This window comes from Thermomonas sp., assembly GCF_035369645.1.
Taxonomy (GTDB): domain Bacteria; phylum Pseudomonadota; class Gammaproteobacteria; order Xanthomonadales; family Xanthomonadaceae; genus Thermomonas.
In genome coordinates this window covers 34,290-58,849 of record NZ_DAOOUM010000007.1, presented here as the reverse complement: position 1 = coordinate 58,849, position 24,560 = coordinate 34,290, and the positions used below count along the sequence as shown (strand labels likewise).

General features: G+C 61.4%; 22 protein-coding genes and 4 tRNA genes. All 26 read right to left on the bottom strand.

Annotated elements, in window-relative coordinates:
* The coding region (locus tag PK789_RS02610) for an isopenicillin N synthase family dioxygenase (RefSeq protein WP_324306815.1) at positions 1–739 on the bottom strand (739 nt) is incomplete at its 3' end.
* Between the two features lie 54 nt (positions 740–793).
* A complete protein-coding gene (glmM, locus tag PK789_RS02605) occupies positions 794–2,155 on the bottom strand; it encodes a phosphoglucosamine mutase (RefSeq protein ID WP_324306814.1) in 1,362 nt (453 codons plus the stop codon).
* A complete protein-coding gene (accD, locus tag PK789_RS02600; RefSeq protein ID WP_324306812.1) occupies positions 2,152–3,054 on the bottom strand; it encodes an acetyl-CoA carboxylase, carboxyltransferase subunit beta in 903 nt (300 codons plus the stop codon). The genes glmM and accD overlap by 4 nt, the downstream gene beginning before the upstream one ends.
* Positions 3,055–3,139: 85 nt before the next feature.
* Positions 3,140–3,955 carry a tryptophan synthase subunit alpha gene (trpA, locus tag PK789_RS02595; RefSeq protein ID WP_324306810.1) on the bottom strand — a complete coding sequence of 272 codons (816 nt, stop codon included), beginning with the start codon at positions 3,953–3,955 and terminating at the stop codon, positions 3,140–3,142.
* On the bottom strand, positions 3,952–4,362 hold the full coding sequence (locus PK789_RS02590; RefSeq protein WP_324306808.1) for a DUF3144 domain-containing protein: 411 nt from the start codon (positions 4,360–4,362) through the stop codon (positions 3,952–3,954). Before PK789_RS02590 ends, trpA begins: the two co-directional genes overlap by 4 nt.
* An 89-nt stretch (positions 4,363–4,451) precedes the next feature.
* A complete protein-coding gene (gene trpB, locus PK789_RS02585) occupies positions 4,452–5,684 on the bottom strand; it encodes a tryptophan synthase subunit beta (RefSeq protein WP_324306820.1) in 1,233 nt (410 codons plus the stop codon).
* Positions 5,685–5,903: 219 nt separating this feature from the next.
* On the bottom strand, positions 5,904–6,551 hold the full coding sequence (locus PK789_RS02580) for a phosphoribosylanthranilate isomerase (protein ID WP_324306806.1): 648 nt from the start codon (positions 6,549–6,551) through the stop codon (positions 5,904–5,906).
* A complete protein-coding gene (truA, locus tag PK789_RS02575) occupies positions 6,551–7,336 on the bottom strand; it encodes a tRNA pseudouridine(38-40) synthase TruA (RefSeq protein ID WP_324306804.1) in 786 nt (261 codons plus the stop codon). Before truA ends, PK789_RS02580 begins: the two co-directional genes overlap by 1 nt.
* Before the next feature lie 15 nt (positions 7,337–7,351).
* Positions 7,352–9,433: a type IV pilus assembly protein FimV gene (locus PK789_RS02570; protein ID WP_324306803.1), complete on the bottom strand. Its 2,082-nt coding sequence runs from the start codon at positions 9,431–9,433 to the stop codon at positions 7,352–7,354.
* Between the two features lie 33 nt (positions 9,434–9,466).
* Positions 9,467–10,507, bottom strand: a complete 1,041-nt coding sequence (locus PK789_RS02565) for an aspartate-semialdehyde dehydrogenase (protein WP_324306801.1) — start codon at positions 10,505–10,507, stop codon at positions 9,467–9,469.
* A gap of 128 nt (positions 10,508–10,635) precedes the next feature.
* Positions 10,636–11,745, bottom strand: a complete 1,110-nt coding sequence (gene aroC / locus PK789_RS02560; protein ID WP_324306799.1) for a chorismate synthase — start codon at positions 11,743–11,745, stop codon at positions 10,636–10,638.
* 229 nt (positions 11,746–11,974) lie between these two features.
* Positions 11,975–13,861 (bottom strand): sulfate adenylyltransferase subunit CysN, encoded by a 1,887-nt coding sequence (gene cysN, locus PK789_RS02555; RefSeq protein WP_324306797.1) that lies wholly within the window; start codon positions 13,859–13,861, stop codon positions 11,975–11,977.
* Positions 13,861–14,766: a sulfate adenylyltransferase subunit CysD gene (cysD, locus tag PK789_RS02550; protein WP_324306795.1), complete on the bottom strand. Its 906-nt coding sequence runs from the start codon at positions 14,764–14,766 to the stop codon at positions 13,861–13,863. The genes cysN and cysD overlap by 1 nt, the downstream gene beginning before the upstream one ends.
* A gap of 36 nt (positions 14,767–14,802) precedes the next feature.
* Positions 14,803–16,428 carry an FMN-binding glutamate synthase family protein gene (locus tag PK789_RS02545; RefSeq protein ID WP_324306793.1) on the bottom strand — a complete coding sequence of 542 codons (1,626 nt, stop codon included), beginning with the start codon at positions 16,426–16,428 and terminating at the stop codon, positions 14,803–14,805.
* A gap of 20 nt (positions 16,429–16,448) precedes the next feature.
* Positions 16,449–16,535: transfer RNA gene (locus PK789_RS02540), tRNA-Leu, on the bottom strand.
* A 79-nt stretch (positions 16,536–16,614) separates the two neighbouring features.
* A tRNA-Gly gene (locus tag PK789_RS02535) sits at positions 16,615–16,690 on the bottom strand.
* A gap of 8 nt (positions 16,691–16,698) precedes the next feature.
* A tRNA-Cys gene (locus PK789_RS02530) sits at positions 16,699–16,772 on the bottom strand.
* Between the two features lie 63 nt (positions 16,773–16,835).
* A tRNA-Gly gene (locus PK789_RS02525) sits at positions 16,836–16,911 on the bottom strand.
* 50 nt (positions 16,912–16,961) lie between these two features.
* Positions 16,962–17,531 carry a CDP-diacylglycerol--glycerol-3-phosphate 3-phosphatidyltransferase gene (pgsA, locus tag PK789_RS02520; RefSeq protein ID WP_324306792.1) on the bottom strand — a complete coding sequence of 190 codons (570 nt, stop codon included), beginning with the start codon at positions 17,529–17,531 and terminating at the stop codon, positions 16,962–16,964.
* 9 nt (positions 17,532–17,540) lie between these two features.
* Positions 17,541–19,406: an excinuclease ABC subunit UvrC gene (gene uvrC, locus PK789_RS02515; protein ID WP_324306791.1), complete on the bottom strand. Its 1,866-nt coding sequence runs from the start codon at positions 19,404–19,406 to the stop codon at positions 17,541–17,543.
* 19 nt (positions 19,407–19,425) lie between these two features.
* Entirely contained in the window at positions 19,426–19,881 is a 456-nt protein-coding gene (locus PK789_RS02510) for a low molecular weight protein-tyrosine-phosphatase (RefSeq protein ID WP_324306819.1), read from the bottom strand.
* Positions 19,882–19,918: 37 nt separating this feature from the next.
* Positions 19,919–20,692, bottom strand: coding sequence for a 3-deoxy-manno-octulosonate cytidylyltransferase (kdsB, locus tag PK789_RS02505; protein WP_324306790.1), 774 nt, complete (start codon positions 20,690–20,692; stop codon positions 19,919–19,921).
* Positions 20,670–21,713: a tetraacyldisaccharide 4'-kinase gene (gene lpxK / locus PK789_RS02500; RefSeq protein WP_324306789.1), complete on the bottom strand. Its 1,044-nt coding sequence runs from the start codon at positions 21,711–21,713 to the stop codon at positions 20,670–20,672. The genes kdsB and lpxK overlap by 23 nt, the downstream gene beginning before the upstream one ends.
* Entirely contained in the window at positions 21,710–23,461 is a 1,752-nt protein-coding gene (msbA, locus tag PK789_RS02495) for a lipid A export permease/ATP-binding protein MsbA (RefSeq protein WP_324306788.1), read from the bottom strand. The genes lpxK and msbA overlap by 4 nt, the downstream gene beginning before the upstream one ends.
* Positions 23,458–23,895 (bottom strand): ExbD/TolR family protein, encoded by a 438-nt coding sequence (locus tag PK789_RS02490; protein ID WP_324306787.1) that lies wholly within the window; start codon positions 23,893–23,895, stop codon positions 23,458–23,460. The genes msbA and PK789_RS02490 overlap by 4 nt, the downstream gene beginning before the upstream one ends.
* A gap of 11 nt (positions 23,896–23,906) precedes the next feature.
* Positions 23,907–24,548 carry a MotA/TolQ/ExbB proton channel family protein gene (locus tag PK789_RS02485; protein WP_324306785.1) on the bottom strand — a complete coding sequence of 214 codons (642 nt, stop codon included), beginning with the start codon at positions 24,546–24,548 and terminating at the stop codon, positions 23,907–23,909.
* Positions 24,549–24,560 lie beyond the last annotated feature (12 nt).

Below are 24,560 nucleotides of genomic sequence, written 5' to 3'. Positions count from 1 at the left end.
CATGATTGGTCAGGCGTTGCAACATGTCGCCAATGTTGACCACGATGGTGTCGGCATCGGCGGTGAACGGTACCCACTCGCCCTTGCGTGACAACACTTCCAACCCCTCCGCGCTGGCACCCACCAAGAGGGTGATCAGGTTGATGTCTTCGTGCGCGCCAGCGCGGACATTGGGCACATCATCGGTGGTGATCGGCGGGTAGTGGATCGGGCGCAGGATCGAATTGCCGGAATTGGTTTTGTCGGAAAAATAATCTGCTGCCAAACCGATGTGCAATGCCAGCGCCGACAGCACCTGCGAGCCTAGTGCATCCAGCGATTCGTACAAGCCGTAACCAACGCGCCGAAAGCCGTCGATCTCGGCCGGCCATTGGTTCTCTGGCATGTCGGCGGCGTATTTGGAATCACGCGAAATTTCGCGGCCGATGTGCCAGAACTCTTTGAGGTCAAAGTGTTTGGAACCCTTCGCCGTCTCCACTCCAAATGGTGTATAGCCGCGCGCGCCCCCGCCACCGGCCACGTGATAGTGCTTTTTCACATCATCGGGCAGCGCGAAGAAGGCTTTGAAGGTGGCGTAGGCCTCATCGATCTGCGCCTGCGGGATGCCGTGATGACGAATGCCGGCAAACCCCCATTCGCGGTAGGCCGCACCGAGTGCGTCAATGAAGGCCTGGCGGTCTTCCAGCGACGTTGGATGGGTGAAGCGGCGGATATCGAGGGTCGGGATGTGCGTCGTCATGTGCGTACCTTTTACTCTCTTGCCGTTATCCACGCGCAAGGGGAAATACCAGATTTAGCTTGCCGCAAACCTGACCGCATCGGCCAACTTGGCAAGTGTGGATTCGACCAGCGCGGCGTCATCGGCTTCCACCGTCACCCGCACCACCGGTTCGGTGCCAGACGCGCGCAAGAATGCGCGCCCCCTACCTTCGACCGCTTGCTGCGCCTGCACCAGCGCAGCGTTGACGCTTTCGGCCTCGGCCGGTTTACGACCAGCATCAAAACGTACATTGATGGTTTTTTGCGGCACTTTATGCAGGTCTTTCAAAGCCTCGGCCAGCCCAATACCGCGCCGCTGCAAGACTTCCAACACTTGCAGTGCGCTGACGATGCCATCGCCGGTACTGGCGCGATCTAGACACAAAATATGCCCAGAGGCTTCGCCGCCCAGCACCGCATCATGCGCCAGCAATTGCTGATGCACATACCGGTCGCCCACTTTGGCGCGGACAAACCCAATTCCGCGTTCGGCCAGCGCACGTTCAAACCCGTAATTGGTCATCAAGGTGCCCACCACGGGGCCGCGTAAACGACCGCTGTCCTGCCAATCGCAGGCCAACACATACAACAGGTCATCGCCATCGCAGATGCGGCCCTGTGCATCGACAAACAACACGCGATCACCATCGCCATCAAATGCAATGCCTAACTCGGCTCCGCTTGCAACGACCTGTGCCGCCAGTGTCTGCGGGTGCGTGGAACCCACACCTTCGTTGATATTCAGGCCATTGGGCGTGACCCCGATGGCGTCTACCTGCGCATCCAATTCGCCCAACACCAGCGGTGCCAGTTGATAGGTGGCACCGTTTGCGCAATCAACCACGATGCGCATACCGCCCAGATGAAAGCCCTTGGGTACCGAATTTTTGCACGCTTCGACATAACGCCCGATGGTGTCACGGGTGCGTACCGCCTTGCCCAGGTGCTCGGATGGCACGGTCGAAAACGGCCGTTCCAGTGCGGCTTCGATGGCCAGCTCGGTGGCATCGTCAAGTTTTTCACCCTGTGCGGAAAAAAACTTGATCCCGTTGTCATGATGCGGATTGTGCGAGGCGGAAATCACGATGCCGCCATCGGCACGCATTGAATGGGTGAGATGCGCCACCGCCGGGGTGGGCATGGGCCCCATCAACTGCACATCCACACCCGCGGCCACCAGGCCTGCTTCCAGCGCGGCTTCGAACATGTAATTGGAAATGCGGGTGTCTTTGCCAATGACGACCAGGGGCTTGCGCCATTCTTGTCCGGCGCGTGCGGCGGCGGTCAGCGCGTGGCCGTAAGCATTACCCAGACGCAACACGAAATCGGCCGAAATCGGGCCATCCCCCACGCGACCACGGATGCCGTCGGTGCCAAAATACTTGCGTGTGTTCACGCGGCCTCCGTGCCTGCTGTGCTGCCGGCATCCGGTGCAGGTTGTCGCATCAACATTGCCAACAATTGCGCCAAGCGCTCGCGCATGTCGCGGCGATCTACGATTTGATCAACCGTGCCGTGTTGCAATAAAAATTCGCTGCGCTGGAAGCCTTCCGGCAATTTTTCGCGTACGGTCTGTTCGATCACACGCTGGCCGGCAAACCCGATCAACGCGCCCGGCTCGGCAATATTGAGATCGCCCAACATCGCAAAACTGGCGGATACCCCACCGGTGGTGGGGTGCGTGAGCACGGCGATATACGGGAGTCCTGCTGCGCGCAAACGGCCCAGTGCCGCCGATGTTTTCGCCATCTGCATCAATGAGAACAGACTTTCTTGCATGCGTGCGCCGCCACTGGCGGTGAAGCAGACAAACGGGCAACCCAGCGCCAATGCGCGTTCGGCCGCCAAGGTGAAACGCTCACCCACCACCGAGCCCATCGAGCCGCCCATGAATGCAAAATCAAACGAGGCGGCCACCACATCGCGCCCCATCAACTTGCCTGCCATGGCCACCAGTGCATCACGCTCACCGGTGCTTTTCTGTGCAGCCTTGATGCGATCCGCGTATTTTTTTTGATCCTTGAACTTGAGCACATCGGTAGGCCCCAAGTTGGCCCCCAACTCACTGCCCACACCGCCATCGAGGAGCGATGCCAGCCGCGCGCGTGCGCGAATCGGCATGTGAAAATTACATTTGGGGCAGACTTCGAGGTTGGCTTCCAACTCGGGGCGATATAACGCGGCGCCGCAGTTGTCGCACTTTTCCCACAATCCTTCGGGCACGCTACGTTTGCGTTCACTGCCTGCATCGGTGCGGATGCCTGCACCGGGCATCATTTTTTTTAGCCAGCTCATTTGCTTTCAATCACCGCTATTGCGCCATGCGCATTAAGCCATTACCCGCTACGGCGACCGCCGCAGCGTGGCGTGTCAGTCTAGCTCAGGCCGGAACAGCTAGACCGTTCAATGCATCACGAAGCGGGCGCAAAAACGCGCCAGCACGCGCGGCTGCTTCTGTGGCGTCCACGCTGCCATCCATCGCTGCAACCAAGGCACTGCCCACCACCACGCCATCGGCATGGATGGCCATTGCGGCTGCGCTTTCGGCATCACGAATCCCAAACCCGGCCAACACCGGCACCCGCGCTATTGCCCGCACCTGTGCCAAATGCCTGCTGGCGTCGCTCACATCCAGATGCGCCGCACCGGTCACACCGGCATAGCTGACGTAGTACAGATACCCTTGTGCCTGTGCGCATAAGCGTTCCAGCCGGGCCTGTGGGGTGGTGGGTGATGCCAGTGAAATCAGCGCCAAGCCATGCTCTTCAAAGACGGCTTGATACAGGCCTGCTTCTTCAGGCGGCAAGTCCACCAACAACATGCCATCCACACCCGCTTGCGCTGCATGCTGCGCAAAGTTGCCAGCACCGCGAATCTCGACCGGATTCAAATACCCCATCAACACCACCGGTGTCTGCGTGTCGTGTTGACGGAATGCACGCACGCAGTCGAGCACATAGGTCAGCCCCGCGCCACGCGCCAGCGCACGCTCGGAGCTGCGCTGGATCACCGGGCCATCGGCCATCGGGTCCGAAAACGGCACGCCCAATTCGAGCACATCCGCGCCGGCCTGCGCCAGCGCGTGCATGACCGGCACCGTAGCCGCAAGCGACGGGTCGCCTGCGGTGATGAACGGGACCAGTGCCTTGCGCCCGGCCGAACGCAGCACGTCCAGCCGTTGCTGCAAGCGGATCATGCGGTGGTCGTTGCCGCAGCGTCGGCCTGCTTCAGGCGGCCGATCTGCACGCCTGCGGCTTTGTATTCATCGGCCAGCTCGGAATCACCGACATCAATACCGCGCTCTTCGCCCATGCCATCCAGATGCTCGTTGAGCATGCGGCGGTACATGGTGCTCATGTAGTCCAAAAACGCGACGCGCTCTTCGGCGGCGGCGATCGGCTTGACGTTGGCCAAGAACACGTGGGCATTGAAGCGGGCACTGGCAAACAGGGCGGCTAGGCTGATGTTCTTGTCGCCGTACTGCTGCGACTGCTTGTTGGTCAGCTCCAGATATTCGTTGACACAGTCAAAGAATTGCGGCGGAAACTGGGTGCCACCTTGCTGGGCGTTTTGCTGATCTTGTTGCACTTGCTCGTCGGCCATGGCCAGACTCCTGGATGGTTGGGGGTGAAGTTGACCGCGTATTGTCGCCGAAAGCGGCGCGCGGGCCAAATGGCGATCTCCGGCACGCTTTACAGGGCGATGCCTTCGCGTGCGGCAATCGTGTGCACATCCTTGTCGCCGCGGCCGGACAGGTTGCACAGCACTATCGCGTCCTTTGGCATGTCTGCGGCCAATTTGATCGCCTGCGCCACGGCGTGACTGGATTCCAGCGCCGGCAGGATACCTTCGGTGCGGGTCAGCCGGTGGAAGGCGGCCATCGCTTCGGCATCGGTGACACCCACGTACTCGGCGCGCCCCATGTCCTTCAGGAAGGCGTGTTCGGGACCCACGCCGGGGTAATCCAAACCAGCGGAAATCGAATGGGTTTCGGTGATCTGACCGTCGTCATCGCAAATCACGTAGGTGCGGTTGCCGTGCAGCACCCCCACCCGGCCCGCGGATAACGACGCCGCATGGCGACCCGTAGCGATGCCATCGCCAGCGGCTTCCGCGCCCACAATGCGCACCGCAGGGTCATTGAGGAAGGCATGGAAGATGCCAATCGCATTGCTGCCACCACCGACGCAGGCGGTGACGGCATCGGGCAGGCGGCCGTATTCGGTGAGCATTTGCTGGCGCGCTTCGCGCCCCACCACCGAGTTGAAATCACGCACCATGCGCGGGTACGGGTCGGGGCCGGCCACGGTGCCGATGATGTAGAAGGTGTCTTGCACATTGGTCACCCAATCGCGCATGGCTTCATTCAGCGCGTCTTTCAAGGTGGCACTGCCACTGGTGACCGGCACCACCGTGGCTCCTAGCAACTTCATCCGATACACATTGATTTTTTGTCGCTCGATATCGGTAGCGCCCATGTACACCACGCATTCCAAACCCAGCCGGGTGGCCACGGTGGCACTGGCCACACCATGCTGGCCGGCACCGGTTTCAGCAATGATGCGCTTTTTACCCATGCGGCTGGCCAGCAACGCTTGGCCGATGGTGTTGTTGATCTTGTGTGCGCCGGTGTGGTTCAAATCCTCGCGCTTGAACAAGATGCGCGCGCCGCCGACTTCGCGGCTGAGGCGTTCGGCGTGGTAAATCGGGCTGGGTCGGCCCACGTAATGGGTCAGATCTTTGTAGAAGGCGGCGATAAAAGAAGGGTCCACCCGCGCGGCGTCATATGCCGCGGCCAGTTCCTGTAAGGGGCCGATCAGGGTTTCTGCGACGAAGCGGCCACCGTGGCGGCCAAAATGCCCTTCGGCATCGGGATAGGCATGAAAATCGATGGCGGCGTCGATGGTGGCCGGGGCTTGAGGCATGGTCACGTGGATGTCTCCGGAAATCGGCTGCGCGCAATGCGCATACCTCAGGTGCAAACGTCGGAATATGAAGAAGAACGCAGGATGCCCACGCACGGCGCTGGGCAACACGCAAGCGGGTTTATCTCACCGCTGCCGCAGGCACGCGCCGCCAGCGCCGCAATGAGCGGCCAAACGGGGCGGTTGGGCAAAAAAACGTCTTCATCATGCGGCCATAGCCTAACCGATTGCCGCCCGCGCGGCATCGCTGGCGCGCACCGCCGCAACGAAGTGCTGCATGGCGGCGGCATCTTTCACCCCCGGGCTGGCTTCGATCCCGCTGGCCACGTCCACCCCCCAAGGCTGCGCGATTGCAAGGGCTTGCGCCACGTTGTCTGCATTCAAGCCCCCCGCCAGCAAGACAGGCGTTGCGTGCTGGCGCGGCAACCGCGACCAGTCAAAGCGTTGACCGCTGCCACCTTGTTCACCTGCGCCGTGACCATCCAGCACCAAGCCGGCAGCGGCGGCAAACCTTGCCATCGCCGGGCGTGGATCGGCACCATCGCCCATCGCGATGGCCTTGAAAAACGGCAACCCGAACGCCGCGCAAAATGCGGGGTCTTCGTCGCCATGGAATTGCAGGATATCGGGCCGCAAAGTGGCGATGATGGCCGCGATATCCGCACGCGGGTTACCCATCAACAACGCCACCACTTGAGTGGTTGCTGGCACCTCTGCACGCAGCACCAGCGCCTGCTCCAGCGACAATTTGCGTGGACTGTGCGCAGCGAAAATCAGCCCGATGTAATCCACGCCAAGCGCCACCGCCTGCTGCACATCCTCGCGCCGGGTCATGCCACACAGCTTGATGCGGGTATGTGCTTGCATCACAGCGTGACTTCGGGCGGCAAGCCGCATTCGGCGGGATAGCGTGGGCCAAGGAAGAGCAGCCCGGCGGAAGCGGCGGTGGGCCCGGCAACCGTGCGATCGCGCCCTTCCAGCAGTTGCGCAATCCATGCCTGCGAGCGCTCACCACGGCCCACCAGCAACAGTGACCCCACGATATTGCGCACCATGTGATGCAAGAACGCATTGGCCTGCACTTCAACCACCACTTCATCCCCTTGCCGCTGCACCTGAATGTCATGCAGGTTGCGCCGTGCGTGGCTGGCTTGGCATTGCACGCTGCGGAAGGCAGAGAAATCGCGCTCGCCCCGCAATGCTTGCGCTGCTGCGTGCATGGCCTGCGCATCCAAGGGCATGCGCTCCCAGCTCAGGTATTGGCGCTGCAACCCTGGGCGCACATTGCGATTGAGTATGCGATAGCGATAGCGGCGGGCGCGTGCAGAAAAGCGCGCACTGAAATTTTCAGCCACCGGCACACACCAACGCACCGCCATCGTTGGCGGCAAATTGGCCGATGTCCCCAACACCCAGCCGCGCACATCACGCACGACTTCGGTATCGAAATGCACCACTTGGCACTGGCCATGCACGCCGGCATCGGTACGCCCGGCGCACACGGTGCTGATGGGGGCATCGGCCACTTTCGACAGCGCGATTTCCAATGCGGTTTGCAGGCTGCCATCGGCCTGCTGGCTGCCAGCAGCACTCAAGCGCTGCCAGCCAGAAAAGCCGCCGCCGTCGTATTCAATTCCCAGTGCAAAGCGCATTGCGTCTGGCTAACCTCAGCCCATCAACTTGCTCAGCATGCGCCCGGCTTTGGCGCTGGCCTCATCATCCTCGTCGTTCAACAACTCGGCCAGAATCTGTTGTGCCGAATGCTTGTCACCCATATCGAGAAAAGCATCCACCAACTTGAAGCGCTGTTCGATGCTGGCGTGCGCAGGCGCGCTCTCAGTGGGTGCGGGTACTGGTGCGGGTACTGGTGCGGGTACTGGTGTGGGTGCGGGGGTTGCCGCAGGAACGACAGGATCGGTTTTTACCCAGCCGGAGTGCCACGCCGGGGTCTCCTGACGGGCCGGGCGGGACTGCACGACTGCGTCCTCGATGGCGGCAACTTGCTCTGGCTCGGCGGCCGCAGCATCGGCTACCGAGAGATCGGCTTCGGATTCTGCTTCGGCGACGACATCGGCTTGCGTGGGTGCCACCATGCTGGCGGCCAAGGCCTCGCTATCGAACACGCTGCGGCGCACCGGCGGGGCCGGTTTGCGGCGACCCGCCAGCAACCACGCCAGCAAGGCCAGTGCGGCAAACCCTACCCCACCCCAAACATAGGGCATGGCCTTGTGCTTGGGCGCGTCGGGCGCGGGGGCGGCCTGCTGGCTGCTGGTGGTAGCCGCAGCCACCGGTGCTACCGGCTGCGCTTTAGGTTGCGCCTGCGCTTGGTTGGCCTGGGCCAAATGTGCCTGCGCCGTGGCCAGTTCGGTGTCCTTCATCGCGATCAGCTTTTGCTGTTCGTCTTTGAGTTTTTCCAAGGCGGCAACGCGCTCTTTCAACTCACCGATTTCGGCCGATTTTGCCGCGATGTCTTCATCACGCTGACGCAGTTCTTGTTGCAACATGCTGCCCTTCCCGCCGGCGTCGGTGCCGGATTTCATTCCTGTGGCCTTACCCGGCCCCGTGGGTGGCACGATCTGCAACCTTGCCTCGGTTTGTTGCTTGGCTTGCGCTGGCTGCTGCGTGGGCTTGCGCGTTGCGTCCGCATCCGCCTTGGCAACAGGTTTGGCTAAAGGTTTGGATAGCGGCTTTGCAACCGGCTTCACACTTGGTTTCGCATTTGATGCTGCTTCCGATTTGCCGGCAGCGTTGTCGCTGCGCGCGTCGGTCGCAACCGGTGCGGGGGCTGGCTTGGGTGCCGCCGCCGCATCGGGTTGGCGCACCGCGTGTCGAGCCTGCTGCCATTGCTGCATCTGCTGGCGCACCACTTGCGAAGCTTCGCTGGCATCGATCTTGGCCACATCGTCATGCCCGGGCACGCGCAAAATGGCGCCACTACGCAAGCGATTGATGTCATCGCCCAAAAACGCATCCGGGTTGGCGCGCAGCAGCGCCAGCATCGACTGATCAAGGCTGAAGGCATTCCGCAAGCCCACCGCGTTGGCGATTTTCGATAAGGTTTCACCACGCTTGATGGGGCCGTATTGCGCCGGTGCCGCAGTATTGGTGTTGGTTGGTGATGCAGCTGCTATCGCAACCGGAGCCGGCAGTGGCTCCGGCGCGCTCACCGCGGGCGCGGGCTCGGGTGCCGCGGCATTGTTGCTCGTGGCCGCCACCGGCGCGGGCGTGGGTGCTGGTGGCGGTACCGCTGGGATGGCCGCAGGCATGGGCAGTGCCGGCTGCGGGCGCTGCACGACGTTTGCCTCGGGTGCTTGCGGCAATTGCAGGGAAGGCTGCACGCCTGCCGCTGCGGTGTCGGGGGTATCCACCAAGGCGGAATACTCGCGCACCAGCCGGCCACTGCCCCAATCGACTTCGATCAGGAAATTCAGTGCCCCTTGGTCGACCGGCTTGAGGGTAGTGACACGAATCACCGGACGCCCCTTGCCATCACTGCCTAGGCTGAACTGCAAATCGGCTGCAATCCCGCTGGGTGGCGACAGGCCAATGCGGCGAAATGTCTCCGGCGAAGCCAGCCGCGCTTGCAGCGCGGCCAGCTCCCCGGGGGTGGTAGAGATGATGGGGATTTCCGCCACCAGCGGCTGATTGCGCTTGCTTTTGACTTGGATTTGCCCAAGGCCAAGCGCCCAGCTATTTCCCGCTGCCAGCAACAACGCGGCCATCACCGCTGTCCGCAATGTTCGATTCACACGCTCTCCATCCCCAACTTAGGCGCTGCGACTCTAGCCCCCAGTGGCCTTCGACGGCAAGCCTTCCGCAACAAGTAATTCCGCAATCTGCACTGCATTTAACGCTGCGCCCTTGCGAATGTTGTCGGCGACCACCCACAAATTGAGCCCGCGCGGGTGCGAAAAGTCTTCGCGGATGCGGCCCACAAACACCGGATCCTTACCCGAGGCATGGGTCACCGGGGTTGGATACCCGCCGGCTTTGTGCTCATCCACCACTTCCACGCCCGGCGCTTCGCGCAACAACTCACGCGCCTGCTCGGGGCTGATTTTTTGCTTGGTTTCGATATTGACCGCTTCAGAATGGCCATAGAACACCGGCACCCGTACCGCCGTGGGGTTCACTTGGATGCTGCTATCCCCAAGGATTTTTTGGGTTTCCCAGACCAGCTTCATTTCTTCCTTGGTGTAACCATTGGGCTGAAATTCGTCGATGTGCGGAATCAGGTTGAAAGCGATCTGCACCGGGAATTTTGTTGGCTGGATGTCCTGGAAACTCAGCAATTCTGCAGTTTGCCGGCCCAGTTCTTCCATCGCACTACGGCCCCCACCGGACACCGACTGGTAAGTCGCCACATTGACGCGCTCGATGCCATAGCGTTTGTGGATGGGGCCAAGCACCGGCATCAGCTGCATGGTGGAACAGTTGGGGTTGGCAATGATCCCGCGCGGGCGGTTGCGCACCGCTTCCGGATTGACTTCCGACACAACCAGCGGCACGTCATCGTCGTAGCGGAAGGTGGAGGAGTTGTCGATCACCACTGCGCCGGCAGCAGCAAACTTTGGTGCGTATTCTTTGCTGGTGCCACCACCGGCAGAAAACAGTGCAATGTCCACGCCGGACGGGTCAAATGTCGCCAAATCCTGCACAAGAATTTCATCATCCAAAAAATCGACATAACTACCGGCGGAACGCGCACTGGCCAGCGCCACCAGCTCACTGATCGGAAACCTGCGCTCGGCCAGGATCGACAGCATCACCTCGCCCACCGCGCCAGTAGCGCCGACCACGGCGACCTTGTACTTCTTGCTCATGAATATTTGCCCTGAAAGATTGAAATGCGGCGTTGTTTTGCGCCGACACATGAAAACGATGGTTTGACGTTAGCAGTCTGGTCTGCGGCGCGTCGCTGCCCGTGGGGGGCAAAGCTGGCGGCGCGCCGCTATCGTTTCGCGTCGGTAATGCTGGTGTTGCCGGCAATGCGCGGATGGACTTCGCCCACATCGCCGCACTGCGCGCGATGGCGCAAAGCTTGATCCATCAACACCAGCGCCAGCATCGCCTCACAAATGGGCGTGGCGCGAATGCCTACACAGGGGTCATGCCGGCCGGTAGTGATCACGTCCACCACATTACCATCCACATCCAGGCCTTGCACCGGCAAGCGCAAGCTGGAAGTGGGTTTGAACGCCACCGACACGCGGATTTGCTGGCCACTGGAAATGCCACCCAGGATGCCGCCGGCATGATTGCTGAGAAAGCCTTCCGGCGTCATCACATCACGGTGTTGGCTACCGGTATGCGCCACCGAGGCAAAGCCGTCGCCAATTTCCACACCTTTGACCGCATTGATCGACATCATCGCCGCCGCCAATTCGCCATCCAGCTTGCCGTAGATCGGCTCACCCCAGCCTGGTGGCACACCATCGGCCACCGCCACGACTTTGGCGCCCACCGAATCACCGGACTTGCGCAGTGCATCCATATAGGCTTCCAACTCGGGCACCTGCGCGGCGTCCGGCCAGAAGAACGGATTGGTTTCGATGGCGGCCACATCCAACGCATTCGGCGTGATCTGGCCAATTTGCGCCAGATAGCCGTACACCCGAACACCGCGCTGGGCCAGCCATTTCTTGGCGATCACCGCCGCCGCCACCCGCATCGTGGTTTCCCGCGCACTGCTGCGCCCGCCGCCGCGTGGGTCGCGGATGCCGTACTTCTGCCAATAGGTGTAATCGGCATGACCGGGGCGAAACTGCGCGGCGATCTTGGCGTAGTCCTTGCTGCGCTGATCGGTATTGCGGATCAACAACGCAATCGGCGTGCCCGTGGTGATGCCTTCATAGACACCACTGAGAATTTCGACCACATCGGCCTCATGCCGCGCCGAGGTGTGCCGGCTCTTGCCGGTGGCCCGCCGCGCCAAATCGTGGATGAAATCTTCTGGCGCAATGGCAATCCCCGGCGGGCAACCATCCAACACGCAGCCAATCGCCGGCCCATGCGACTCGCCGAAGGTGGTGACGCGCAGCAACTGGCCAAAGGTATTCAAGATTGCAACGACTCGCACATCGCGCCACTCGTTACCGGAGCGGCGCAAAAATTAAAAGGAATCTGGTCAAGCCGCAGATGACCTAGCCCACCAGCATACCGGCATAGAGTAGCGCACACCTCTTGCAGCGACGATGCGCTTGCAAACGAAACCATCGACTTGCGCCGGTGGCAGTGGTTCTACAAGTAACACCGCACCGGTTTGAACCAAGCCGGCGTAAGCCCCCACGTCACTCCTCCAAGCCCAATGCCACAACGATGCGATTGGCCAGCACAATCGGCTCGGCGGTGTCGGTACGCAGATGCAATTCAGGTGCAACCGGCGCTTCATAGGGTGAATCGATCCCGGTGAAGTTGCGTAGCTCGCCACGCCGCGCCTTGGCGTACAGGCCTTTGACATCGCGACGTTCGGCCTCAGCCAAGGGCGTGTCCACAAAGACTTCTAAAAACTCCCCGTCAGCAAACAGGCTGCGTGCCATGTCGCGTTCGGCGCGGAATGGGCTGATGAAGCTGACCAGCACGATCAAGCCTGCATCCACCATCAATTTGGCCACTTCGGCCACGCGGCGAATGTTCTCCACGCGGTCTTCGTCGGTGAAGCCCAAATCTTTGTTCAAACCATGCCGCACATTGTCGCCATCCAACACATAGGCGTGCCGCCCCATCGCCAGCAGTTTTTTGTCCACCAAGTTGGCAATCGTGGATTTACCCGCACCCGACAGCCCGGTAAACCATAGACAGCGCGGTGTTTGGTGTTTGCTACGTGCGCGCGCGGCCTTATCCACATCCAAGTGTTGCCAGTGAATATTGGCAGCGCGGCGCAAGGCGAAATCGAGCGTACCGGCGGCCACCGTGGCATTGCTTTGGCGGTCGATCAGGATGAATCCGCCCAGCGTGCGGTTGTCGGCATACGCCTCGAAGGGAATCGGCGAATCCAAATGCAGGTTGCAGACGCCCACTTCATTCAACTCCAGATGTTTGGCCGCCAGCGCCTCCTGCGAGTTCACATCCACCTTGTGCTTGATCTCGGTGATCGAAACCCCCACCGTGCGACTGCCAATTTTCAGCAGATAGGGACGCCCCGGCAGCAGCGGCGCATCGCCCATCCACAACAGATGCGCGGCAAATTGGTCGGCCACTTCCGGCGGCGCATCGGTGCTGACGATGATGTCGCCGCGGCTGGCGTCGATTTCATCATTCAAGGTCAGAGTAATGGCTTGACCTTCGCTGGCTTGGGCTAAATCCCCTTTCGCAGTCACGATGCGCGCCACGGTGGAACGCCGGCCCGAGGGCAAAACAATGATCGCATCGCCCGCTGTCACGGTGCCTGCGGCCACGGTGCCAGCAAAGCCACGGAAATCCTGATTCGGCCGGCACACCCATTGCACCGGCATGCGCAAGCCCAGCGACTGTGCGTCGCGCTGCACGTGCACGGTTTCCAGATGTTCCAGCAACGCCGGGCCGTGGTACCACGGCATGGCTGCCGAGCGCGCAATCATGTTGTCGCCACGCAGTGCCGAAAGCGGAATCGCCTGCACATGCGGGATGCCCAACTGCTGTGCAAGTTCACGATAGCCATCAACAATCTGCTCAAACACCGCTTGGCTGTAATCGACCAAGTCCATTTTGTTGACCGCCAGCAACACATGGCGAATGCCCAGCAAATTGACGATGTAACTATGCCTGCGTGTTTGCGTGAGCAAGCCTTTGCGTGCATCCACCAATACCACCGCCACATCGGCGGTTGAAGCGCCGGTGGCCATGTTGCGGGTGTACTGCTCGTGACCGGGGCAATCGGCGACGATGAATTTGCGGCGTTCTGTACCGAAGAAACGATACGCCACATCAATCGTGATGCCCTGCTCGCGCTCGGCTGCCAGCCCATCGACCAAGAGCGCGAAGTCGATCTCGCCGTTCTGGGTGCCGTGCTTGCGGCTGTCGGCTTCCAGCGCGCTGACTTGATCGTCCAGCAGCAATTTGGTGTCGTGCAGCAGGCGACCAATCAAGGTGCTTTTGCCATCGTCCACGCTGCCGCAGGTGATGAAGCGCAGCAAGCCTTTGGTTTCGTGCTGTTGCAGGTAGGCGGCCACCTGCGCGTTGGCATCATCCATGCGCATCAGAAATAGCCCTCCTGCTTTTTCTTTTCCATCGAGGCCGTGGGGTCGTGGTCGATCACCCGCCCCTGCCGCTCCGAGGTGGTGGCCACCAGCATTTCGGCAATGATTTTTTCCAGCGTGTCGGCCTGCGATTCAATCGCGCCGGTCAGTGGGTAGCAGCCCAGCGTGCGAAAGCGCACTTGCTTGCGCATCGGCACTTCACCCGCACGCAGCGGCAAGCGATCGTCATCGACCATGATCAATGCGCCATCGCGTTCCACCACCGGGCGCTGCGCGGCCAAATACAGCGAAGGCACTGGGATGTTTTCGCGATAGATGTACAACCAGATATCGAGCTCGGTCCAGTTGGACAATGGAAAGGCACGCACCGATTCGCCCTTGTGGATGCGTGCGTTGTACAGATTCCACAACTCCGGGCGCTGGCTCTTCGGGTCCCAGCGGTGCTGGGCGTTGCGGAAGCTGAAGATGCGTTCCTTGGCGCGCGATTTTTCTTCATCGCGGCGGGCACCGCCAATGGCCGCATCGAAACCGTACTTGTCCAAGGCCTGCTTCAAGCCTTGGGTTTTCATCACATCGGTATGCACGGTGGCACCGTGGCTGATCGGGCCAATGCCTTGCGCCACGCCGTCGGGGTTCATGTGCACGCGCAATTCGACGCCGGTTTCGACAGCGCGCTGGTCGCGGAAGGCGATCATTTCACGGAACTTCCAGCCGGTGTCCACATGCAGCAGTGGGATCGGCGGGCGCGCCGGATAAAACGCTTTCAGCAAAAGATGCAACAGCACCGAACTGTCTTTGCCCACGGAGTACAGCAACACCGGGTTTTGAAACTCGGCGGCGACTTCGCGCAGGATATGCAGGCTTTCGGCTTCTAACCGATCGAGATGGGACAGTGAGCTATTCAAGGCAGCAGCAACGCAATTTCGATGCTGCAAAGAGTATCAGCTGGACTTGCTGCCTCGGAGCTGTAAGACATTCGCAGGTGGCATAAAGGCATCACTGCGCGCGCCATTCCAGAAATCCCGAAACACTGCATGTCCGGGGTCTTCGTCACCGAGCAGTACCCCCGGCGCAAGGTAGCGGTAGCGCGCTGCCAGCGAGCGCACCTCGGTGGGCGACACCCGGCGCAGGATGTGTTCCGGCCCCAATTGGTCGGGGTGGCTCAACCCCGCCGCGCACAGCAAGTCACGTAGCGCACGTAGGGTGTTGTCGTGAAACTCATACACGCGGGTGGTTTTGTCGGGCACATCCAGATGCTTCCAGCGCGATGGGTCTTGGGTGGCAATCCCGGTGGGGCAGCGGTTGGTATGGCAACTGAGGGATTGAATGCAGCCCAATGCAAACATGTAGCCACGCGCAGCGTTGCACCAATCGGCCCCCATCGCCAAGGTGCGCGCAATATCAAACGCACTGGTGATTTTGCCGGCGGCACCCAGCTTGATGCTGTCGCGCAAATTGATGCCCACCAAGGTGTTATGCACCAGCATCAAACCTTCGTGCATGGGCACACCGACGTGATCGACAAACTCTGCCGGTGCTGCGCCAGTGCCGCCTTCTGCGCCATCGACCACGATGAAATCGGGCAGGATGCCGCTTTCGTGCATGGCTTTGGCGATCCCAAACCATTCCCACGGGTGACCAATGGCCAGTTTGAAGCCGGTGGGCTTGCCTCCCGACAACTCACGCAAATGGGCGACAAATTGCAGCAGCTCAAGCGGCGTGGAGAATGCCGAATGACGCGCCGGCGAGACGCAATCCTGGCCCATCGGGACATCGCGGGTGGCGGCAATTTCGGCGCTGAGTTTGGCCGCCGGCAACACCCCGCCATGGCCAGGCTTTGCGCCCTGCGACAGCTTGACCTCGATCATTTTCACCTGCGCATCACGCGCCTGTTCGGTGAAGCGCTGGGCATTGAAACTGCCGTCATGATTGCGGCAACCAAAATAGCCCGAACCCAATTCCCACACCAAATCCCCGCCGGCTTCGCGGTGATACGGCGAAATCGAGCCTTCGCCGGTGTCGTGATAGAACCCGCCCCGTTTGGCACCGCCATTGAGTGCGCGAATGGCCGCTGCCGACAATGCACCGAAACTCATCGCGGAAATATTGAAGACACTGGCCGAGTACGGCTGTGCGCAACCTTCGCCAATGGTGATGCGAAAATCGTGATTGGCCATCTCGGCCGGTGCCATCGAATGGTTGATCCATTCGTAATCCACGCCGTACACGTCCTGCAAGGTGCCAAACGGGCGCACATCGTTGACGTGTTTGGCGCGTTGGTAGATCAGCGCGCGTTGCTCGCGGGAAAACGGCACGCGCTCGGTATCGGACTGGATGAAGTACTGCCGCATCTCCGGGCCGATGGTTTCCAGCCCATAACGAAAATGTGCCAACAGCGGATAATTGCGGCGCAGCGTGCTCTTGTGCTGCAACAGATCCACGCTGCCCAGCAGCGCCAGACCACCAAAGATGCCCACCCCCCACCACCAATGCGGGTGCCACGTCGCCAGCAACAAAGCCAGCAAGGTCAACACGATACTTGCGATATAAGCGGTGTAGCGCGACATGGCAGCTCCGGCATGAGCGGTGGTGCCTGGGGAGGGAATCGAACCCTCATGGTCTTGCGACCGACGGATTTTAAGTCCGGTGCGTCTACCGATTTCGCCACCCAGGCATGCGCGCAAGCTTACTGCATGGCAGTCATTGCCTGCCGAAAAAAACGAAGCCCCGCAGTGGCGAGGCTTCGAACACACTGGAGCGGGAAAAGGGACTCGAACCCTCGACCCCGACCTTGGCAAGGTCGTGCTCTACCAACTGAGCTATTCCCGCATAAATTTTGGAGGCCGAGGTCGGAATTGAACCGGCGTACGCGGATTTGCAGTCCGCTGCATAACCACTCTGCCACCCGGCCGGATGACGCAATACAACCAAACACTTAAACAATAAAGCCCCACGAATGGGGCTTCGCTGAAACTGGAGCGGGAAAAGGGACTCGAACCCTCGACCCCGACCTTGGCAAGGTCGTGCTCTACCAACTGAGCTATTCCCGCGTTGAGCCCGCTATTGTACGGAAAGTTTCGATTGAGTCAACGCCTGTATTTCAACTTTTTTCATCGCCGGCAATCAGTGAAGGCCAAGCCGCGCGCAGGTACTCAAACCCTGACCACAACGTCAGCAGCGCGGATGCCGCCAGTAGCCATTCGCCAATCAAGAAAATCGGAAAGCCCAGCAAGGGCTCGCGGTACAGCAAAAAACCCAGCGCGATCATCTGTACCGTGGTCTTGACCTTGCCCACCATCGCCACCGCAACTTTGGCCCGCAGCCCCAATTCGGCCATCCACTCGCGCAATGCGGAAACCGCGATCTCGCGGCCAATGATCACGCTGGCCCACAGCGCCATCCACACGGTGTGATGGTGTTGCACGGTGATGACCAGCGCGGTGGACACCATCAGCTTGTCGGCCACCGGATCCAAAAATGCGCCGAACCGGGAAAACTGCTGGTAGCGGCGCGCGATCCAGCCATCCAGCCAATCGGTGATGGACGCTAAGGCAAAAATCGCGGTGGCGGCGATATTGGTCCAGCGGTAATCGAGGTAGTACACCACCACCAATACCGGAATCAGCGCGATGCGCGCCAAGGTCAACCACGTTGGGATGGTGAAGGTCATGCAGGCATTCTACTGGTCACTCGCATGCACTGCGGCATCGACCATGCCATGCAAGCTATTCCAGATGCGTTCGGCCAATGCGCGATTGACGCCATCGACACGCGCGATGTCATCCACCGCCGCCGCGCGCAACGCTGGCAGGCCACCAAAATGCTTGAGCAAGGCCGCGCGCCGACGTGGGCCGATGCCGGCGATATCTTCCAACCGGCTGGTGCTGCGCGCCTTTTGGCGCTTGCCACGATGCCCGGTGATGGCAAAGCGATGCGCCTCGTCGCGCACTTGTTGCACCAGTTGCAACGCTGGTGAAGCCGCGCCCGGCTGCACTTCGCGCGCATCTGGCAGCAGCAGGGTTTCATCACCGGCTTTGCGCGCCGGGCCCTTGGCCACGCCCACCAGGACCACGCCAAACAGACCGGCTTCGCGCAACACATCGCGGGCCTGCGCCACCTGCCCGGCCCCGCCATCAATCAACAGCACATCAGGCAGCACGATCTCGGGCTGACCTTCCGCCGCTGGGCGAAAGCGCCGTTGCAAGGCTTGGTGCATGGCCGCGTAGTCATCGCCCGGCTCGATCCCGCTGATGTTGTAGCGCCGGTATTGCTTGCGCAGTGGGCCTTGCGCATCAAACACCACGCACGAGGCCACGGTGGCCTCGCCCATGGTGTGGCTGATGTCGAAACACTCGATTCGCGCCGGCGACTCTTGCATCCCCAGCAACACGCGCAACGCCTCCACGCGCGCCTGCTGCGCGCTACTGCTGGTCAACTCGGTGGCCAGCGCCAGTTGCGCGTTGCGCCGCGCCATCTCCACATGCGCGGCGCGTTCGCCACGCACATTGCTGCGCAGTTCAATTTTGCGGCCGGCGTGCTCGCCCAGCGCGTGTTCGATCAACGCACGCTCTGGGATGTCGTGCTCCAACACGATCTCGCTGGGCGGCGGTTGCTCGGCGTAGTACTGCGATACGAACGCGGCCAGTACTTCCGGTGCGCTGTCCTCGCCATTGGTTTTCGGGAAAAACGCGCGGGTGCCCAAGTTGCGGCCATCGCGAAACGCCAGCAACAGCACGCAGGCGGCGGCACCCTGCATGGCCACCGCAAGCACGTCGAGGTCGGCGCTGCGGCCATCCACAAACTGACGCACCTGCAATTTACGAATGCCGGCAATCAAATCGCGCAGGCGTGCGGCCTCTTCAAACGCCAATGCTTCGCTGGCAGCGGCCATTGCGTGCTCCAGCTCGCCGGTCAGTGCGTCGCTGCGGCCTTCCAAAAACAACGTGGCGCGGCGAACCGATTCGGCGTAGTCGCCAGCTTCGATCAAACCCACGCAAGGCGCACTGCAACGGCCAATCTGGTATTGCAGGCAAGGCCGGCTGCGATTGTTGAACACACTGTCTTCGCAGCTACGCAGGCGAAACAGTTTTTGCATCATGTTCAAGGTGTCGCGCACCGCACCCGTGCTGGGGTAAGGGCCAAAATAACGCCCTGGCAGCGAGCGCGGGCCACGATGCAGGCCCAGCCGTGGCGTGGCCTCCTTGGTTAGTAAAATGTAGGGGTAGCTTTTGTCGTCGCGCAGCAACACGTTGTAGCGCGGCTTCAGCGATTTGATCAGCTGGTTTTCCAGCAACAAGGCATCCGCTTCGCTACGGGTGACGGTAACCTCCATCCGCACCACCTGCGCCAGCATCGCCATGATCCGCGCGACTTTGGGGGTGGCGTTGAAGTAGCTGCTGACGCGATTGCGCAATGCACGCGCCTTGCCGACGTACAGCACACCATCGGCGGCATCAAACATCCGATACACACCCGGCACCAACGGCAACGCGGCGGCGAATGCGCGGCCGTCGAATACCGGCGGGGTTGGTGTGGGCGTGCTCATGGCCGGTTGCCGCGCCTGCTCAGAAGCGCCGCTGGCGTACCCGCTCCACAATCTCGGCGGCGGCGTTGTCGATCAATTTATAGGCATGCTCAAAATCGCGCGCGCTGCCGTAGTACGGGTCGGGCACGTCTTTTTTGCCCAGCCCGGCCCAGTCCAGCAACAGCTCCACTTGTGCATGCGAGGTGCGCGGCTTGCGTATGCGCGCATCGTGCAAGATGGTGCGGTCAGCGCACAGCAACACATCGAAGGCGTCGAAATCTTCCAGCGTCAGTCGACGCGCGCGCAACATGGAAATATCCACACCGTGCTTGTTCGCACAGGCAATCGCGCGCGAATCCGGCGGCTGCCCCACATGCGAATCGCCGGTGCCTACCGAGTCCACCCGCGCTTGCGCGCTTAGCCCGGCTTGTTCCAGTTGCACACGCAGCACACCTTCGGCGGTGGGGGATCGGCAGATATTGCCCAGGCACACCATCAGGATGGAAAACGGTCTTGTCACAGTCGCCACGTGGCTATTGCTCCATAAAAATCTGCTGCGCGCGGGCCAAGTCGTCCGGCGTATCCACCCCGGGTGGAAATGGCGAGGGTGCCAAGGCCACCGCGATGCGCCAGCCGGCAGCGAGTGCGCGCAATTGTTCCAATGCTTCGGTGCGCTCAAGCGCGCTCACCGGCAAAGCCGCAAACGCACGCAATGCCGCCACGCGATAGCCATAGATGCCGATATGCCGCAGCCATTGGCCTTGTGGCATCACGCTGCGGTCGCGCGCAAAGGCGTCGCGCGGATACGGAATGGGTGCGCGGCTAAAATACAGCGCATCGCCACTGCCGGCACGCACCACCTTCACGGCATTGGGGTCTAGCAAGGTGGCGATTTCGGTGATGGGGGCCGCGAGCGTGGCGATCCCTGCGCCACTGCTGGCCACGGTATGAGCCACGCAGGCAATCCCATCGGCGGGTGCGAAGGGTTCATCGCCTTGCAGATTGACCACGATGGCATCATCCCCCCAGCCCGCCAGTTGCGCGCACTCGGCCAGGCGATCGGTGCCGGAGGCATGTTCGGGCGAGGTCATCGCCACGTTCACACCGCTGCCGTGCAGCGCCTCGGCAATGCGCGCATCGTCGGTGGCCACCCACACCGCGCTTGCGCCGGCGGCCAAGGCGCGCCTGGCAACGTGCAGCACCATCGGTTCGCCACCGATAAGGCGCAAGGGTTTGCCGGGCAGGCGCGAGGCCGCGTAGCGGGCGGGAATGGCAACGATGAAATCAGCGGGCGTCATGGCTTGCATTATCGCCTGCCACCGCAGCCGCGGGGATACGCTGCAACAGCGCTGCCCAAAACGCTTCCGGCAACTGCGCCTGAACCGGCACCGCCCATGCTTGCGGCAGCGCAAATGCAGTGCACTTCACTGCATCTTTTTCGGTCATCAAGATGGGTAAGGGACTGCCAAAATCGATGTCTTGTTCGGTGTAGGCGTGATGGTCGGGGAAGGCATGCGGCACCACCGCCAACCCGGCATCGCGCAGCATCGAAAAAAATCGCTCGGGCTCACCAATCCCGGCCACGGCATGCACGCGCTGGCCGCTGAAGGCGCGCAGTGACAATGCGCGGCCACCGGCCAAGGGACGTAGCTCGCCAATGCCCAGCGCCATCGGCCATTCGTTGGCTGTGCTAGCGGCTGGTGTCGCGGCCACCCCTAGATTCAGCACGCGAAATTGACAGTCCGCGGCGCGCTCGATGGGTTCGCGTAGAGGGCCGGCCGGCAGCAGCCGACCATTGCCGTAGCGGCGGCGTACGTCCAAAACTTCGATTTCGATATCGCGCGCCAAACGATAGTGCTGCAACCCATCATCGCAGACGATGATGTTGCAACCCGCCTGGCGCAAGGCCTGCGCTGCGGCGACGCGATTACGATCCACCCGCACCTTGACGCCACACGCTTGCGCGATCAGCAAGGGCTCATCGCCACAATCTGCCGCATCCATGCCGGGGACAACCCAACGCGGTGTGTTGGCGTGGCGCCGGCCATAACCACGGCTGGCCACGCCGGGCGTCCAGCCCGCCGCCTGCAAGCGCGCCACAAGTGCCAGTACCAACGGCGTTTTACCGCTGCCGCCAGCCACAAGATTACCCACCACGATCACCGGCACGCCCGGGTGTTGTTTGCGCAACAGCCCATGCCGAAATGCAGCGCGGCGCAGCGCCGTGATGCCGGCGTACACCACCGACAACAGCCGCGCAGACAGCGGTGGCGCGCTGCCATCAAACCACCACGATGGCGCTTGCTGCGGCAGCCGCGAACGCCTCAAACGGCAGCCTCGCGAAATTGCATTGCGTGCAGATGCGCGTACAAACCGCCGCGTGCCAGCAACGCCACGTGGGTGCCCTGCTCGACCAACCGGCCCTCGTCCAAGACCAGCACCTGGTCGGCGTGCTCGATGGTGGACAAGCGATGCGCGATGACCAAGGTGGTGCGGTCGGGAATAAGCTTGGCCAGCGCCTCTTGCACCAGCCGTTCGGATTCGTTGTCGAGCGCGGCGGTGGCCTCGTCCAAAATCAGAATCGGCGCGTCTTTCAGGATGGCGCGGGCGATGGCCAAACGCTGGCGCTGGCCGCCGGACAATTTGCCGCCTTTGGCACCAATGGCTGTATCCACCCCATCCGGCAACTGGGCCACAAACTCCATAGCATTGGCAGCACGCAATGCCTCTGCAACCGCTGCGGCATCGGCCTGCTGCAACTCGCCGTAGGCCACATTACGGGCCACGCTGGCATCAAACAACATCACCTGTTGGCCCACCATCGCCACCTGCCGGCGTAAATCGGCCAATGCATACGCACTCAGCGGATGGCCATCCAGCAAAATCTGGCCACTTTCCGGCTCATAAAAACGCGGGATCAATTTGACCAAGGTCGATTTGCCACTGCCTGAGCGTCCGACAATCGCGGTGACGGTGCCGGGCCGCGCGGTAAAGCTGATGTCAGCCAAAGCCGCCTGCCCCTGCCCGGGGTAGCGCGCCTGCACCCCGCAAAACGTCAACACACCCTGCGTGCGTTGCAGCGGGCGGGTGCCGGTATCGACCTCGTCGGCGGCGTCCAGCACGCTGAATAAACGCTCGGCCGACACAATCCCGCGTTGCAACATGCCCTGCACATTGGTCAGTTGTTTCAATGCCGGGATGATTGCCATCATCGCCAACATCAGCTGCACAAACCCGCCTGCGGTCAGCCGCCCGTCGATGGCCTCGCGGCCGGCAAAAAACAGCATCAAGGCCAAGCCCACCGCACCGGTCAATTGCACCACTGCCGATGAAATACTGCGGGTGGCTTCCACTTTCAAATTCAGCCGCAGGTATTCATTGGCGAGGCTGGAATAGCGCGCCATTTCAACTGCCTGCGCGCCATATACCTTCACTTCCTGTTGATTGGACAGGGCTTGGTCGGCGGCCAGCATGAGCTCGGTTGAGCTTTCTTGTACGCGATGACCAAAGCGGCGATAACGCTTGCCGACTTTATCCATCAACCAAGCAATCGCCGGTGCCAGCAACAGCACCACCAAGGTCACCCGCCAACTGGCATACAGCATGACCGCCAGCATTGACACCACCTGCAACGACTGTTGCAGCATGACCTTGGCCGAATCAATCGCGGCCTGCGCCACTTGATCGCTGTCTGAGCCCAACCGCACCAGCATCGATGGCACCGGTTCGGAATCAAACCGCAGGCCCGGCAGGCGCAGGTATTTGGCCATCGCACCCACCCGCATATCGCGTGCGATGCCACGCCCGGCCTTGGCCATGAACACGTCGCTTAGATACCCAGACAAGCCACGCACTACGAAGATACCAACGATGGCCAGTGGCAGCAGTAGGCTAAATTCCTGATTGCGGGCGACGAAGGTTTCATCGACCATGGGCTTGGTCAGCAGGCCAAATGCAGCGGCCGCGGCACCTTCCAGCAGCATGCCTAACGCCGCCACCAGCAGCACACCACGGTAAAGCCGGGTAAACCCCATCAATCGGCGATAGATCACCCACGGGGTACTGCTGTCGGTCACGGGTTGGCCCCTGCCGTGGCCGCCGACGGCGCAGTGGCATTGGCAATTTTATGGAAGCCCAATTGGCCCAAGGCCTCGTAGGTGGTCACCACCGCCTGCCACGGGGTGCGTGCATCGGCGCGAATCAGCACGGTGCGGCTGCGATCTTCGCCAGCCACGGCACGTAGGGCTTGCTTGAGGGCATCCACATCCGTGCGCAGCACCTCGCGATCACCCACGAAGTAGCGCCCTTGCGCATTGATCAAAATTGACAATGGCTGCGCCTGCGCTGTGGCCGGCTGCCCATCGGCGCGCGGCAGTTCCAGTTTCAATACCGAGCGTGTGTCGAATGTGGTGGTCACCACGAAAAAAATCAGCAGGCACAGCAATACGTCGATCAGCGGGATCAAATTGATCTCAGGCGTGTCGTCGTCGCGGTAATCACGTATGCGCATGCGGACTCGCCTTATGGCTTTTTACGGGCATTGCCCGCCGTTGCCGCTGCGGTGTCTTCCAATACATCGCCCAGGCGCATCGCCTCGTGCTCCATATCAACGATATAGCTGGCGATGCGGCCACGAAAATAGCGATGGAAGGCCAAGGCCGGGATCGCCACGATCATGCCGGTGGCGGTGCAGACCAAGGCCTTGCCGATACCGCCGGCCAGTTGATTGGCATCACCAATACCATGATCGAGGATGCCAAGGAACATCTGGATCATGCCCACCACAGTGCCGAACAGGCCCAACAAGGGGCCGGCAGCGGCAATCGTGCCCAGCGAGTTCAAAAAGCGCTCCATCTTGTGCACTAGATGCCGGCCAACGTCTTCGACCCGCTCGCGCATGACCTCGCGACCGCGTTGGCGCACGTCTAACTGCGCCGCCAGCAAAGCCCCCAGCGGGGAATTGGAGCGTAACGAGTCGATATGTGCCTGCTCCAGCGGCTTGCCCTTGGCTACCCACACGCGCACTTCGTCGCCCAATCCGGGTGGCAGCACGCGCTCGCGACGCAAGCTCCAAAAACGCTCGACCACAATAGCCAATGCTGCCACGGTCAACAGCAATAGCGGGATCATGGGCCAGCCACCGGCCTTGATCAGTTCCAGCACGTCGTCATCCTT

What these genes read in the sequence shown, in the direction of transcription:
- PK789_RS02510 (WP_324306819.1), bottom strand. Translation starts at nt 19,881, where the DNA reads ATGGTGTGCCTGGGCAATATCTGCCGATCCCCCACCGCCGAAGGTGTG.
- accD (WP_324306812.1), bottom strand. Translation starts at nt 3,054, where the DNA reads ATGAGCTGGCTAAAAAAAATGATGCCCGGTGCAGGCATCCGCACCGAT.
- PK789_RS02590 (WP_324306808.1), bottom strand. Translation starts at nt 4,362, where the DNA reads ATGGCCGACGAGCAAGTGCAACAAGATCAGCAAAACGCCCAGCAAGGT.
- cysN (WP_324306797.1), bottom strand. Translation starts at nt 13,861, where the DNA reads ATGCGCATGGATGATGCCAACGCGCAGGTGGCCGCCTACCTGCAACAG.
- PK789_RS02545 (WP_324306793.1), bottom strand. Translation starts at nt 16,428, where the DNA reads ATGTCGCGCTACACCGCTTATATCGCAAGTATCGTGTTGACCTTGCTG.
- trpB (WP_324306820.1), bottom strand. Translation starts at nt 5,684, where the DNA reads ATGCCTCAAGCCCCGGCCACCATCGACGCCGCCATCGATTTTCATGCC.
- PK789_RS02490 (WP_324306787.1), bottom strand. Translation starts at nt 23,895, where the DNA reads ATGCGCATACGTGATTACCGCGACGACGACACGCCTGAGATCAATTTG.
- truA (WP_324306804.1), bottom strand. Translation starts at nt 7,336, where the DNA reads ATGCGCTTTGCACTGGGAATTGAATACGACGGCGGCGGCTTTTCTGGC.
- PK789_RS02580 (WP_324306806.1), bottom strand. Translation starts at nt 6,551, where the DNA reads ATGCAAGCACATACCCGCATCAAGCTGTGTGGCATGACCCGGCGCGAG.
- kdsB (WP_324306790.1), bottom strand. Translation starts at nt 20,692, where the DNA reads ATGCAAGCCATGACGCCCGCTGATTTCATCGTTGCCATTCCCGCCCGC.
- uvrC (WP_324306791.1), bottom strand. Translation starts at nt 19,406, where the DNA reads ATGAGCACGCCCACACCAACCCCGCCGGTATTCGACGGCCGCGCATTC.
- pgsA (WP_324306792.1), bottom strand. Translation starts at nt 17,531, where the DNA reads ATGACCTTCACCATCCCAACGTGGTTGACCTTGGCGCGCATCGCGCTG.
- PK789_RS02565 (WP_324306801.1), bottom strand. Translation starts at nt 10,507, where the DNA reads ATGAGCAAGAAGTACAAGGTCGCCGTGGTCGGCGCTACTGGCGCGGTG.
- trpA (WP_324306810.1), bottom strand. Translation starts at nt 3,955, where the DNA reads ATGATCCGCTTGCAGCAACGGCTGGACGTGCTGCGTTCGGCCGGGCGC.